Raw genomic sequence first — 12,990 nt, forward strand, 5'->3', positions numbered from 1 at the left:
AGACTGCACAAAATGTCAAGCCCGACGCCAGTCCGGCTAGCACTCTTGTGCAGGCTGGTCAGTAATTTAACCGCTGATTGCACACCGCACTGCGGGTGACTAGGGTCACAGCCATGGACACACTTCCCGTGGCTTCCGGCGATGCCGCCGAACCGCTCACTCCCGCCCAGCTCCGCGAGCTCTATTGCCTGATGGTGGCCGTCCGCCACCTCGATACCTCGGCCATCGGCTGGCAGCGCCAGGGCATCATCCCCGGCTACGCACCCGAACTCGGCCAGGAGGCGGCCCAGGTGGGCAGCGGCTACGCCGTGGACACCACCCGGGACTTCGTCTTCCCCACCTACCGCGAGATGGGGGTGGCCCGCACCATGGGCGTGGACATGGTGGCGTACATGTCCACCCACAAGGCCACGTGGCACGGCGGTCTCTACGATGCCCTGGAATCCCGGCTCGCCCCGATCCAGGCCGTCGTGGCCGGCTCCGTGCTGCACGCCGTCGGCTGGGCCCACGGCCAGACGTTGTCCGGCCGTGCCGGGACAGGCTCTGACGGCAAACTCGGCGTTGCGCTGACCTACTTCGGCGACGGCGCCTCCTCCCAGGGCGATGTCCACGAGGCCCTGAACTTCGCCGCGGTGATGAAGGCCCCCGTGGTGTTCTTCGTCCAGAACAACGGCTGGGCGATCTCGGTTCCCACCGAACGCCAGGTGGCCGGCGGCTCCGTCGCGGGCCGCGCCGCCGGCTACGGCATGCCGGCCCTGCGGATCGACGGCGACGACGTCGTCGCCGTCGTCGAGGCCACCCGCCGCGCCTTCGCGCACGCCCGGGCCGGGAACGGCCCCGTCCTCATCGAGGCCATGACGTACCGCCGCGGCCCGCACTCGACCTCGGATGATCCGGGACGCTACCGCTCGCTCGATGAGGAGCGCGACGGCGCCGGCTTGGACCCGCTGGAACGGTTCCGGCAGCGGTTGCTCGCCGACGGCATCGCCGACGAGGCGTTCTTCGCCGAGGCCCTCGCCGCGGCCAAGGCCGAGGAGGAACAGATCCGCACCGGCATCCAGGCGCTCGGCTCCCGCCCCGGCACCGAAATGTTTGACCTGGTCTTCCAGGAAACCACCCCTGCCCTGCAGGCCCAGGCCGCCAATTGGCGCGAGGAGTCCGAACATGTCTAACTCGATACTCGAAGGCGCAGCTGCCGCAGGCTCAACCCGGGACGCCGCCGCAACCGCCGCCGCCGCAACGACCACCGTGATGTCCATGCAGCAGGCCCTCAACCGGGCCCTCGACGAGGTGCTCGCGGAAGACCCGAAGACCCTGATCTTCGGCGAGGACTGCGGCCGGCTCGGCGGCGTCTTCCGCATCACCGACGGCCTGCAGGCCAAACACGGCGAACAGCGCGTCTTCGACACGCCGCTGGCCGAATCCGGCATCCTCGGCATGTCCGTGGGCCTGGCCATGGCCGGATTCCACCCCATCCCCGAGGTCCAGTTCGACGGCTTCGCCTACCCCGCCCTCAACCAGATCGTCTGCCAGATCGCACGGATGAACTACCGCAGCCGCGGCACCCTGCCGATGCCCATCACGCTGCGCGTACCTAGCTTCGGCGGCATCCGCGCCCCCGAACACCACGGCGAAAGCCTCGAGGCGCTCTTCGCCCACGTGCCCGGGCTCAAGGTCGTCTCGCCGTCGACCCCGCACGAGGCGTACCACCTGCTCAAGTACGCCGCGTCGCGGCCGGACCCGGTGATCTTCATGGAGCCGAAGTCACGCTACTGGCAGAAGGGCGAGGTGGACCTCGCCAGCCACGATGCAGCCGGCGGCTCCCCCACCGGGGCGAAGGTCATGCGCGAAGGCCGGCACCTGACCCTCGTCGCGTGGGGCGCCATGGTGGCCCGCTGCCTCCAGGTGGCCGAACTCGCCGCCGAGGACGGGATCGACATCGAGGTCCTGGACCTCCGCTGGCTCAAGCCGATCGACGCCGCGTCCCTGGCCGCCTCCGTGCGCAAGACGCGCCGCGCCGTCGTCGTCCACGAAGCGCCGCTCACCTCCGGTCTGGGCGCCGAGGTGGCCCAGCTGATCACCCAGAGCTGCTTCGACACGCTCAGGGCCCCGGTGGAGCGGGTTACCGGCTTCGATGTCCCGTACCCTTCGGGAGACCTGGAAGACGAATATATCCCGAACATTGACCGGATCCTCTTCGGGATCCAGCGAGTATTGGAGTACAAACGTGGCTGAAATTTCCTTCCCGCTGCCGGACCTCGGCGAGGGCCTGATCGAGGCAACCGTGCTGGAATGGCTCGTAGCCCCGGGCGACCAGGTGGAGCGCAACCAGCCACTCGTTGAAGTGGAAACCACGAAATCAGCCGTTGAATTGCCCAGTCCGCAGGCAGGTAAAGTGGTGCGTATCCACGGCGGGCCCGGCGACAAAATCAATGTCGGCGAGCCCCTGATTGTGTTTGAGGTGCCGGACAACACCGCCGGCATCGTGGGCACGGTCCCGAAGGAAGAGGCACCGAAGCGCCGGGTCCGCCTGAGCGCCGTACTTGATGAGGACTGACACCATGAGCGGCAGACACACCGGCGAACAGCATTCCCACACCGTCGAGGGCACCGACCCCCAGCTGTATGTTGGAGTCCATGAGCCCGCGTCCGACGCCGGGCTGCGCCCCGTGCTGCTGCTGCACGGTTTTTCCTCCTCCTCCAAGCTCAACTGGGAGGACACCGGCTGGCTCACCGCGCTGCTGGAGGCCGGCCGCCGCGTCATCACCGTGGATCTGCCCGGCCACGGCCGCAGCGGCGCCCCCGAGGACATGGACTCCTACACGCCCAGCAGGATCCGCGCGGATCTGCTCCAGATCGCGTTCGACGCCGGCGTCCGCCCCCTGCGCGACGGCGACCCTTCCAGCGGACTGGACCTGGTCGGCTACTCGCTCGGCTCCCGGCTCGCCTGGGAGTTCGGCGCCACCCAGCACGAGCTGGTGCACCGGCTGGTGCTGGGCGGACCCAACGTCGCCGATCCGCTGGCCGACTTCGACCTCGTTGCCGCGCAGCGCCACCTGGCCGACGGCACCCCGATCGCCGACGCGTCCACTGCCGGACTGCTGAAGATGGCCCAGATGCTGCCCAGCAACAACATCTTCTCGCTGCTGTCCCTTGTGGAAGCCGTCAAGAGCGAGCCGTTCGATCCCGCCGAGGCCGTGCCGCATGTGCCGATGCTGCTGGTGGCCGGGGAAAAGGACGACCGTGCCGCGTCGATGCCGGAACTCGCGGCACTCGGTGCCAAGGCGGGCGCCATGGTCGAGCAGCTGCTCCTCCCGGGCCGGAACCACACCAACGCCATCACCAGCCGCGCGTTCAAGCAGGGGGCCATCAGCTTCCTGGGCGTCTGACCCCTCCGCCTCAATACAACGCGGGGTCACTTCGCGTCCATCCGCGTCGTTCGGATGGGCGTGAAGTGACCCCGCGTTCTTTTTCAGGGACCTGGTCCGGGTCTGAAAGTGGGCACCTCCGACGAGCCGTCCGTCCGCCCAAGCTTTTTACAGGGTGCTGTCTCTATCTTGTCCCATACGGGGCGTGCTAGCGCAGGTCAGCAGATGGTGGCACGGGCGCCATGCGGCCTCGTGGGCGCGGGAGATCGGGGACCAGCGGGATTCGTGGCCTTCCGCCGGTTCACCTTGGCCGATCGTCTCAGCATTGGAGCGCAGTATGCCGTCTCAGGGGAAATTCGGAATCAGCCGGCGTTCGGCGCTGGGCCTGGTCGCAGCGGGTTCGGTGCCCGCTCTTGTAGGGTCCCTTGGTGCCCCAAGAGCAAACGCAGCCGTGCCGACGGAACTGCAGGCCTCCACGGTCTACGCTCCGCAACGGGCACCCCTTACGGCCACCAACCTCACGGCCACAGCCAAATTGCAGTCCGACATCATGGTTGTCATGAACAGGTACCGTACCCGGGGCTGGAATTGCTACAGCAACACTCTGAAAGAAACACTTGACGAAGGCGTCACGTGGAAAGTCGTTCGGACGTTCCCCGGAGAATTCATCGAAGCAGTTCTCCCGCTGGAAAACGGGGAACTGCTGGTGTTCATCCAGATCACGGCGACCACCATGCGTAGGGTCTACCTTTCCAAAGGGTATGGGACGGGATCCACATCCTGGTCAGTAGTACTGAAGGGCTCCAATCCCCAAGTCAAGTTCGCTTCGTCCTGGGGGCTTTCCGTCTACAAGAACATCGTCCTGGCCAATGAATATGGACCGAAATCCGGATACACCTGGAACGGGGGTACCGAAATCATCGCCGAGGGCAAGAACGCCCGCTACACCTATCTGTCCCTGGACTTTGGAAAGACCTGGACCACCATCTTCGACTTGAATGCCTGGCTGACCAGGAAAGGCCGCAAAACAAAAGGCCAGCATCTCCATGGAGTGGCTTGGGATCCGTTCTGGAACCGCATTTGGCTCAATTTTGGAGACAACATGTCGGGAGCGGCCTCTAACGGCATTCTGTATTCTGACAACCTCGGTTCAACGTGGAAGGAGGCCCACTTTTTCTCCGGTACCAATGGAACTCAGACTGTCGGCATTCTGCCCCTGCCTACTTGCATTCTTTTTGCCGGTGACGTCAATCCGTCCGGCCTCCACCGCATCAACCGGTTCGAGGGAAAAATACGAAACCGCCATTACACCCTCGATCTCGCCTACGATGCCCCGGCCAGCCTGGGGATGCATCTCGGGCAAGGTATCAGCTATGTCCGTCGTAGCGGAGAGGATGTGCCCGCCTTCTTTGGCTTCTGCCCGGACGTTGTCTCCGGGCCCTCCTTTGTGATCGCAACTTACGACGGATACACCGTGAGAGAGGTCTGGCGGGACCCGGGGGCACGCCCCGCCGGGAAGGGAATCCGCAATGTCGTCGGGCCGACGCTCCGGGGCAACCTCATCGTGGCCTCAAACGACGGCCGGGTGGCCGGGAAATGGTCAGAGTTCAAGGGCAAAGCCCCGGGCTATTAGGAATACCTCCCGGTTCCGTGATTTGACCGTCGTCGTCGCGGTTCCGCCGCCTCGATGGACGCACAGCCGCCCCTTCAGCAGCCCCATGACGTAGTGTTCAGCCTCTTCATTCCCGACCACTTCCGCGCCCTCGGGAGCTATTGCCGTGCCTTCGGGCAGGTGCACGACGACGTCCGGCTGCCGGGCAGCCGGTAGAAGAACCAGCGAAAGTCCGGGGCGCTGCCAGGCCCGCCCACCACCCGCGGCTCACCCGCGGCATGAAATAGGCGCCGCCAACGGGCCGTCTTTATGCCCAAGCTTTTTACAGGTTGTTGTTTCTATCTTGTCCCTTACGGGGACGTAAAAGCGCAGGTCAGCAAGATGGCAGGGACAGCATGCGGCCTCGTGGGCGCGGGAGGTCGGGGACCAGCGGGATTCGTGGTCTTCCCGCCGGTTCACATTGGCTGATCGTCTCAACATTGGAGAGCAGTATGCTGTCTCAAGGGAAATTTGGAATCAGCCGGCGTTCGGCACTGGGCCTGGCCGCTGCGGGTTCGCTGCCCACCCTCCTAGGGCCCCTTCATGCGCCCGCAGCAGCTCACGCCGCAGTGTCTACAGAACTGGCTTCCGCGAGCTACGTGTCGCCGGAACGCGAACCCCTCGCCGCCACGACCCTGACCTCCACCTCCAAAGTACAATCCGAAATCATGGTCGCCATGGATAGGAACCGTTCGCGGGGCTGGAACTGCTACAGCAGCACGCTGAAAGAGACGCGCGACGAGGGGCAAACCTGGAACGTCGTTCGGACGTTCCTGGGTGAATTCATCGAAGCGGTTCTTCCTCTGGACAACGGTGAACTGCTGGTGTTCGCCCAAATTAATGCGACCACCATGCGAAAGGTCTATCTTTCCAACGGGTACGGGGCAGCATCTGCATCCTGGTCCGTTGTACTGAACGGCTCGAACCCACAGGTCAAGTTCGCCTCGTCCTGGGGTCTATCTGTCCATGAGAACATCGTTCTGGCCAATGAATACGGACCGAAATCCGGATACACGTGGTCCGGGGGCACGCAGATTATCGCCGAGGGCAAGAATGCCCGCTACTCCTACTTGTCCCTGGACTATGGGAAGAGCTGGACGACCATCTTTGATTTGAATAACTGGCTGACCACAAAGGGAAGAAGTACGAAGGGCCAGCATCTTCACGGAGTGGCTTGGGATCCCTATTGGGATCGAATTTGGCTCAATTTCGGCGACAATATGTCCGGAGCAGCGTCCAATGGAATTCTCTACTCTGACGATCTCGGCTCCACCTGGCAGGAGGCGCACTTTTTCTCCGGTACCAACGGAACTCAGACCGTCGGAATTCTACCCATGCCCAAGTGCATCCTTTTTGCCGGCGACGTTAACCCCTCAGGTCTCTACCGAATCAACCGCTCCCAGCGAAAGATACATAGCGGCCACTACACCCTGGAGCTTGCATATGACGCACCTGCGAGCCTGGGGATGCATCTCGGGCAAAGCATCAGCCGTATCCAGCGGGTAGGGGATGATGCGCCGGCTTTCTTTGGCTTCTGCCCGGACATTGTCTCCGGACCATCCTTTGTGATCGCAACCTACGACGGATACACCGTGACCGAGGTATGGCGCGACTCGGAAGCACTCGCCTCTGGCAAAGGTATCCGGAACGTGGTGGGCCCGACTCTCCGGGGCAACCTCATCGTGGCCTCAAGCGACGGCAGAGTGGCTGGGAAGTGGTCCGAGTTCAAGGGCAAAGCCCCAGGCTACTAAACGGGGCGCCCGGCTTAGTGCGTCTTCTAAGAAATCAGGAGGGGCGCGGACCTTGCGGCCCGCGCCCCTCCTGGATTGCTTGGTGCTAGTGCCTTGCCGCTACATCCGTTGCGCCGTGGCTGACGCCGAGCGGGCGGCCCCGGGTTTCCCCGGCCAGCAGGACGCCGGCTGCGGAGATGACGCAGAGGATCATGATGTAGATGCCGATGGAGCCGGTCCACCCGGTGCCCTGCAGCAGGACCTCCGCGATGGTGGCCGCGAACGCGCCGCCCAGGATGGCACCGAAGGCGTAGCCGATCGAGATGCCCGAGTAGCGCACGTTGGCCGGGAACATCTCGGCGTACATCGCGGACATCGGGCCGTAGGACAGGCCCAGGCCGATGGTCAGCACGAACAGCGCGACGCCGTAGAGCAGGATGTTCTTGGTGTCGATCAGGGCGAACATCGGGATCATCCAGGCGAAAACGATGCCGTATCCGATCAGGAAGGTCTTGACGCGGCCGATCTTGTCCGACAGCCAGCCGCCGACCAGGGTGAAGATCAGCCAGCCGAAGGATGCCAGCGTGGTGGCCAGCAGGATCTGCGCGACGGGCATCTTCAGGGACTTGGTGGCGTAGGAGATGAAGAATGCGATCAGCAGGTAGCCGGCAGCGTTGTTGCCGATGAAGATCATCGTCGAGTAGAGCACGGCCTTCTTGTGCTTGCGGATGAGCTCGCCGAGCGGAGCCTTGCTTTGTTCCTTGCGTTCCTGCATCTCCTTGAAGACGGGGCTCTCAGCCACCGCGCGGCGGATCAGGTAGCCGACGACGATCAGCACGATGGAAAGCAGGAACGGCACACGCCAGCCCCAGGAGGCGAAGTCTTCCTTGGACATGCTCGTGTTGAGGAAGAACAGCAGGCCGGTGGCAAGGATCATGCCGACCGGAACACCGATCTGCGGGTACGCGCCGAACAGGCCGCGCTTACTCTTCGGAGCGTGCTCGACTGCCATGAGGGCGGCGCCGCCCCATTCGCCGCCGGCAGAGAAGCCCTGGATGATGCGCAGGAGGATCAGGAGGATCGGAGCCCAGACGCCGATCTGGGCGTAGGTCGGCAGCATGCCGATCAGCGCCGTGGCGGCGCCCATCATGATGAGGGTGAAGACCAGCATGGCCTTGCGGCCGAGGCGGTCACCGAGATGGCCGGCGACGATGGCGCCGAGCGGGCGGAACAGGAAGCTGATGCCGATGAGGGCGAAGGACAGGATCTGCGCCAGGCCCGGATTGGAGGCGTTCAGCGGTGCCAGGAACAGCGGCGACAGCAGCGTTGCCGTCAGCTGGGCGAAGATGAAGAAGTCGTACCACTCGATGGTGGTCCCGACCAGGGTGCCCGCGAGGACCTTGCGTTCCTCATGCTTGCTGCTGGGGCCCGCCTCGGAATCGACACTTGAAGTTGCGGTCATTGGAACTCCGTTGCTGGGGGCAGAGGTACTGCCCGGGGTGGGTGCGATGGAATAACTGAATGCCTCTAGCATTTACTGATCGAACGGTCAGTTAGTATTCAGAATCTTACTATGAAATGTGTGATAGGGCACACATCTTGCGAAAAAAGCCCTGACCTCCCCCAAAAGAGGCGGTATGGTCCCTCGGCGGCGGTCAGTCGGTGCGGTTCAGGAACTCCCGCACCCGGGCCCTGACGGGCCCGCGGTCATAGCTGTTCACCATGGCTCCGGCCATCCGGACCGGATCGCCGAAGAAGAAGTATTCGTACAGCGACTGCCGGCCGGAGAATCCGGAGACCGAGGCGTCAAAGGCCAGCTTGAACAGCCTGACGCGCTCCGGGCCGGTCAGCGACTTACCCTGCAGGTACATCTCGATGTCCGCCCGGGCGTCGCTGTTGACGTCGGCCTCGCCGGGGAGGGCCATCAGGCCGGAGGCGGAAAACTTGCGGATGATCTGCGGGAAGCGCTGGGCTGCCTTCGGGTACCAGTTGCGGGCGGCGTTCAGCGACGACCATTTCGGCAGCATGACGCCGGCGTCGTTGAGCTGCGCATCCACCTCGGCGGCCCGGACCAGTGCCCGGCCGATCTCGACGTCGATAATCAGCTCGGCGATGTCCTCCTGGATGTGCTGGAAACCGTCGATGCCGATCGAGTCGGCGAGTTCTGAGGCCAGGCCCAGGAAGAACTCGCTCTTGGCGATGGTGCGGGTGACCACCTGGTGGGTCATGAGGGCGCCGGCGCCGGTTTCGGAGTAGAAGCCGTTGCACAGCTGCGGGTTGCCGAGCATGAAGATGCGCTCGCTGGGAACGAAGACGTGATCGAACACCGCGACGGCGTCCATTTCCTCGTAGCGCGACGCGAGCGGCTCGTCGTGGGTGCTGCCGCCGTTGTACAGCGACGTGCGGCACAGGTAGCGCAGGCCCGGCGTGTCGTTCGGGATGGCAAAGGCGTACGAATACGGGGCATCCTCCGGGGTGCCGCGCAGCACCGTGGACGGGAAGACGAGTAGCTCGTCCGCGATCGGGGCGATGGTGGCCAGCATCCGGGCGCCGTGGATGACAATGCCATCCTCGCGCTCCTCGACAATCCGGGCCGACAGCTGGCCGCCGAGCTGCTCGGAGCCGGAGACGGAACGGTTGACCTGAGGCGGGATCAGCGTGTGCGTGGCAAGGACGTCGTTCTCCCGGGCCCACTCATAGTAGTTACGGATGTTTTCGCCGAACCTGGGGTCGGCTTGGGAAAACCACTTCTCGGCCGTGCTGAGGGCGGTAAGCGAAGAGTTCATGTAATCGCCGGAGCGGCCCAGGAAGCCGTTGGAGGACTCGGCCCAGGTGGAAATGGCGCGGCGGCGGCGTTCAAGGTCCTCAACGGTCTTCGGCACCAGGAAGGAGGCGTTGACGAGGTCGCCGCTGGTGGGCGACGTGTATGTCAGCGCGTCCTGGTATTTCGGGTCGTGCTGCATGTCGAAGAGCTTGGCGTAGGAGCGCGCCACGTTGCGGAACGCGGGGTGCTCGGCGATCTTTTCGCTGACAACCTCACCGTCGATCACCACGTGGGGTGTCATGGCGTTGAGTTTGTCCAGGTACTGCTGTCCGGTACGGATGCCCATTGTTGTAGTCTCCAGTCGTCGTTGAGCTGAATCGGAATCAGAGCAGGTCTTCCATGCCCAGCTGGCTCTCCGGGATGGTGGTGAAGGAGCTGTTTGCGTAGGCCAGCGCATCGCCGCTGCGGTAGTCGAAGTCGACGACCTTCCCGACATAGAGCGTGTGGTCGCCGCCGTCGTACGCCGCCCAGGGCTTGCACTCAAAGTAGGCAAGCACGTGGGAGAGCCGCGGGGCCGTTCCGCCCTCCACCCAGGGCGGCTCGGGTCCGGGGCGGCCGGCAAAATGCATCGCCAGGTGCCGCTGCTCCGCACCCAGGATGTTGACCGTGAAGGGCCGGCCGGCGAGCTCGTCGTGCGCTCTGGCGGTGCGGGCGATGCTCACCAGCACCAGGGGCGGCTCCATGGACACCGAGGTGAAGGAATTCACGGTGATGCCGTGGCGTTTCGTGGCGCCGTCAAAGGTCACAATCGCCACTCCGGTTGCGAACCGGCCCAGGCTGCCGCGGAAGTGGCGGGCCCGCGCGCCGGACGAGCCGCCCGGAGCCGCCGGGACAGGCTCGGTGCGGGGCTTGGCAATCATCGGTGATCCCTTGCGTTGCGTGATGGCTTTTTGCCGGCGGTGCGGGCTGCCGGGATGCGCCCGGTCGATGGAAGTTCTATAATCGAACAGATAGTTCTCATATGGAACGCTAACGCACTGCGAGGCGGGGCACAAGGGCCTTACGGCGCATCCGGGCTCCCCGCCGCCCCGCACCTAGGATGGACAAATGACCCCGACCGCCGGCAGCGCCCAGGCTTCCCCGTCCCAGACGTTGTCGCGCGGCATCCGCGCCCTTGAAATCCTGGCCGACGCCCAGCAACCGCTCACTATCGCCGAACTGGCCGATGCCATGGGCGTGCACCGCTCCGTGGCCTACCGCATTCTCCGCACCCTTGAAGACCACTCGCTGCTGGTGCGCGACGACGGTGGCCGGGTCCAGCCGGGCCCCGGCCTTGCCGTCCTGGCCAGGGGAGTTTCCCGGAACCTGCAGACGGCGGCGTTGCCGGAGCTCACCCAACTCGCCAATGCGCTGACGATGAGTGCCTTCGTTGCCGTCTGGGACCACGCGGAATGCGTCACGCTTGTCTCCGTGGATCCGCGCCACACCGGCGCCGCCGTGGTCCAGCATCCAGGTTCGCGGCATCCAATCAGCGCGGGCGCGCCAGGCATCGCGATCCAGTCGGCGTTGTCCGAAGCAGAATGGGCCGCCGCCGCACCCGGCATCCCCTACAGGGCCGAAGCGGCCGAGGCACGCCGGCGCGGATATGCCGCCAGCCATGACGAGGTCATCTCCGGTGTCTCCTCGCTGGCCGTGCCGATCAGGGTTCCGGGCGGGCGGCCGGCGGCTCTTGCCGTCGTATACATCCGCGCCGCCCAGGATCCCGAGGAGGTCGCCGCAGCACTGGCCGCGAGCGCCGGACGCATCGAGAGCCAGCTGGGCTGACACGCCTGGGCTCTCTCCCCGCCGGCCGCCGAGCCTCCTTTCGGGAGCGCTTGACAAGCAGCCACGTCTCAGGCAGTTTGTATCGTATACGATTTCATACTCAATGAGGAGATGTGATGGCTGAGCACTACATCCCAGACGACCTACCGACGCGCATCCGCCACTACATCAACGGCGAGTTCGTTGATTCGGTCAGCGGCAGGACCTTCGACGTCCTGGACCCGGTCTCCAACACGAACTACGCCACCGCCGCCGCGGGCCAGAAGGAGGATATCGACCTCGCCGTCGCCGCTGCCCGGAAGGCTTTCACCAGCGGACCGTGGCCGAAGATGAAGCCGCGGGAACGCGCCCGGATCCTGAACCGGATCGCGGACGCCGTCGAAGCCCAGGAGACCCGGCTGGCGCAGCTGGAAACCTTCGACACCGGCCTGCCGATCACCCAGGCCAAGGGCCAGGCACTCCGTGCCGCGGAGAACTTCCGGTTCTTCGCGGACCTGATCGTCGCCCAGTTCGACGACGCCATGAAGGTCCCCGGCGCGCAGATCAACTACGTGAACCGCAAGCCGATCGGCGTCGCCGGCCTCATCACGCCCTGGAACACCCCGTTCATGCTCGAGTCCTGGAAGCTCGCCCCTGCCCTGGCCACCGGCAACACCGTGGTCCTCAAACCGGCCGAATTTACTCCGCTCTCCGCGTCGCTCTGGGCGCAGATCTTCAAGGACGCCGGCCTGCCCGACGGTGTGTTCAACCTGGTCAACGGCCTCGGCGAGGAAGCCGGCGACGCGCTCGTGAAGCACCCTGACGTCCCGCTGATCTCCTTCACCGGCGAGACCACCACCGGCAAGACCATCTTCCGCAACGCTGCCGAGAACCTCAAGGGACTGTCCATGGAACTGGGCGGCAAAAGCCCGGCCATCATCTTCGCCGACGCCGACCTCGACGCCGCAATCGACTCCACCCTGTTCGGCGTCTTTTCCCTCAACGGCGAGCGCTGCACCGCCGGCTCCCGGATCCTGGTCCACCAGGACATCTATGAGGAATTCTGCGACAGGTACGCAGCCCGCGCGAAGAACATCGTCGTCGGCGACCCGCACGACCCGAAAACGGAGGTCGGCGCCCTGGTCCACCCGGAGCACTACGCCAAGGTGGCCCGGTACGTGGAGATCGGCAAGTCCGAGGGCCGGCTGCTGGCGGGCGGCGGGCGGCCCGAGGGGCTTCCGACCGGCAACTACATCGCGCCCACCGTGTTCGCCGACGTCGCCCCGGACGCGCGGATCTTCCAGGAGGAGATCTTCGGCCCCGTCGTCGCGATCACGCCGTTCGCGGACGACGCCGAGGCACTGGCCCTGGCGAACAACACCCGTTACGGGCTGGCGGGCTACGTCTGGACCAACGACCTGACCCGGGCGCACAACTTCTCACAGAACCTCGAGGCCGGCATGGTGTGGCTCAACAGCCACAACGTCCGCGACCTCCGCACCCCGTTCGGCGGGGTCAAGTCCTCCGGACTGGGCCACGAGGGCGGCTACCGCTCCATCGATTTCTACACCGACCAGCAGGCCGTCCACATCACCCTGGGCACCGTCCATACTCCTAGATTCGGCCACACCCCCAAGTTCGGCGCCTCGGCGGTGCAGTAGCACCCAGCCACCG

General features: G+C 64.9%; 11 protein-coding genes. 8 read left to right on the forward strand and 3 right to left on the reverse strand.

Annotated elements, in window-relative coordinates:
- The first annotated feature begins 113 nt into the window (after positions 1-113).
- The 6 genes from ABIC21_RS08910 (at position 114) to ABIC21_RS08935 (ending at position 6,770) form a co-directional block, all read left to right on the forward strand.
- Entirely contained in the window at positions 114-1,172 is a 1,059-nt protein-coding gene (locus tag ABIC21_RS08910) for a thiamine pyrophosphate-dependent enzyme (protein WP_354350041.1), read from the forward strand.
- Positions 1,165-2,235, forward strand: a complete 1,071-nt coding sequence (locus tag ABIC21_RS08915) for an alpha-ketoacid dehydrogenase subunit beta (protein ID WP_354350042.1) — start codon at positions 1,165-1,167, stop codon at positions 2,233-2,235. The genes ABIC21_RS08910 and ABIC21_RS08915 overlap by 8 nt, the downstream gene beginning before the upstream one ends.
- Positions 2,228-2,557, forward strand: a complete 330-nt coding sequence (locus ABIC21_RS08920) for a biotin/lipoyl-containing protein (protein ID WP_056426240.1) — start codon at positions 2,228-2,230, stop codon at positions 2,555-2,557. Before ABIC21_RS08915 ends, ABIC21_RS08920 begins: the two co-directional genes overlap by 8 nt.
- A gap of 4 nt (positions 2,558-2,561) precedes the next feature.
- Positions 2,562-3,389 carry an alpha/beta fold hydrolase gene (locus ABIC21_RS08925; RefSeq protein ID WP_354350043.1) on the forward strand — a complete coding sequence of 276 codons (828 nt, stop codon included), beginning with the start codon at positions 2,562-2,564 and terminating at the stop codon, positions 3,387-3,389.
- A 430-nt stretch (positions 3,390-3,819) separates the two neighbouring features.
- Positions 3,820-5,001, forward strand: coding sequence for a hypothetical protein (locus tag ABIC21_RS08930; protein WP_354350044.1), 1,182 nt, complete (start codon positions 3,820-3,822; stop codon positions 4,999-5,001).
- 587 nt (positions 5,002-5,588) lie between these two features.
- On the forward strand, positions 5,589-6,770 hold the full coding sequence (locus ABIC21_RS08935; RefSeq protein WP_354350045.1) for a hypothetical protein: 1,182 nt from the start codon (positions 5,589-5,591) through the stop codon (positions 6,768-6,770).
- 85 nt (positions 6,771-6,855) lie between these two features.
- On the opposite strand, the gene ABIC21_RS08940 is transcribed toward ABIC21_RS08935, so the two are convergent.
- The 3 genes from ABIC21_RS08940 to ABIC21_RS08950 all read right to left on the reverse strand — a co-directional run bounded on the left by ABIC21_RS08940 (position 6,856) and on the right by ABIC21_RS08950 (position 10,433).
- Entirely contained in the window at positions 6,856-8,211 is a 1,356-nt protein-coding gene (locus tag ABIC21_RS08940) for an MFS transporter (RefSeq protein WP_354350046.1), read from the reverse strand.
- A gap of 193 nt (positions 8,212-8,404) precedes the next feature.
- A complete protein-coding gene (hpaB, locus tag ABIC21_RS08945; protein ID WP_354350047.1) occupies positions 8,405-9,859 on the reverse strand; it encodes a 4-hydroxyphenylacetate 3-monooxygenase, oxygenase component in 1,455 nt (484 codons plus the stop codon).
- Between the two features lie 37 nt (positions 9,860-9,896).
- A complete protein-coding gene (locus tag ABIC21_RS08950; RefSeq protein ID WP_354350048.1) occupies positions 9,897-10,433 on the reverse strand; it encodes a flavin reductase family protein in 537 nt (178 codons plus the stop codon).
- Positions 10,434-10,620: 187 nt separating this feature from the next.
- Here ABIC21_RS08950 and ABIC21_RS08955 point away from each other — a divergent pair, with 187 nt between their 5' ends.
- Both ABIC21_RS08955 and hpaE read left to right on the forward strand, forming a co-directional pair.
- A complete protein-coding gene (locus tag ABIC21_RS08955) occupies positions 10,621-11,337 on the forward strand; it encodes an IclR family transcriptional regulator (protein ID WP_354350049.1) in 717 nt (238 codons plus the stop codon).
- Between the two features lie 116 nt (positions 11,338-11,453).
- Positions 11,454-12,977: a 5-carboxymethyl-2-hydroxymuconate semialdehyde dehydrogenase gene (hpaE, locus tag ABIC21_RS08960; protein ID WP_354350050.1), complete on the forward strand. Its 1,524-nt coding sequence runs from the start codon at positions 11,454-11,456 to the stop codon at positions 12,975-12,977.
- Positions 12,978-12,990 lie beyond the last annotated feature (13 nt).

The sequence above is a fragment of the Pseudarthrobacter sp. PvP090 genome (assembly GCF_040547365.1).
Classification (GTDB): domain Bacteria; phylum Actinomycetota; class Actinomycetes; order Actinomycetales; family Micrococcaceae; genus Arthrobacter.

Excerpts from the sequence above, each read along its gene's own strand:
- ABIC21_RS08955 (WP_354350049.1), top strand. The coding sequence starts at position 10,621 with ATGACCCCGACCGCCGGCAGCGCCCAGGCTTCCCCGTCCCAGACGTTG.
- ABIC21_RS08915 (WP_354350042.1), top strand. The coding sequence starts at position 1,165 with ATGTCTAACTCGATACTCGAAGGCGCAGCTGCCGCAGGCTCAACCCGG.
- hpaB (WP_354350047.1), bottom strand. The coding sequence starts at position 9,859 with ATGGGCATCCGTACCGGACAGCAGTACCTGGACAAACTCAACGCCATG.
- ABIC21_RS08940 (WP_354350046.1), bottom strand. The coding sequence starts at position 8,211 with ATGACCGCAACTTCAAGTGTCGATTCCGAGGCGGGCCCCAGCAGCAAG.
- hpaE (WP_354350050.1), top strand. The coding sequence starts at position 11,454 with ATGGCTGAGCACTACATCCCAGACGACCTACCGACGCGCATCCGCCAC.
- ABIC21_RS08910 (WP_354350041.1), top strand. The coding sequence starts at position 114 with ATGGACACACTTCCCGTGGCTTCCGGCGATGCCGCCGAACCGCTCACT.
- ABIC21_RS08925 (WP_354350043.1), top strand. The coding sequence starts at position 2,562 with ATGAGCGGCAGACACACCGGCGAACAGCATTCCCACACCGTCGAGGGC.
- ABIC21_RS08950 (WP_354350048.1), bottom strand. The coding sequence starts at position 10,433 with ATGATTGCCAAGCCCCGCACCGAGCCTGTCCCGGCGGCTCCGGGCGGC.